This window comes from Pseudomonas sp. SDT291_1_S447, from assembly GCF_054070155.1.
Window position 1 is genome coordinate 1 of record NZ_JBSVXS010000341.1, and the last position, 314, is coordinate 314.

Here is a 314-nt window from a genome sequence, read left to right on the forward strand (position 1 = left end):
GTCGGGTGATGCCCTTGCAGACAGTGGGCAGTCCGCTGGCCAACTTGTCGGCATAGACCGTGTTCTGGCCACGGCCTTCCCAAGTGCCCAGGAAGATCACCAAGGGAGCGCTGGCCAGCGCAATCACACCGGCTTGAATCCTGCCACGCAGGCTCATGGGAACCACACCCGCAACAGTGCCGGCACAACCATCTGCAGCACAGAAGCGACCACCGTGAGAATGGTCAGCAAGCGGCCGACCTTGGCGCCGATGTCGTTCACCGCGACCGTCAGGGTCTGCTGGCCAGCGTTCAGTTCCGACAGTTGCCCGGCCA

1 pseudogene is annotated in these 314 nt (G+C 63.4%); it reads right to left on the bottom strand.

What is annotated here, in order from left to right:
• Window positions 1-157, bottom strand: a pseudogene (locus tag ACW9IR_RS29850) (lysozyme); the annotation flags it as partial.
• Between the last annotated feature and the right edge of the window lie 157 nt (window positions 158-314).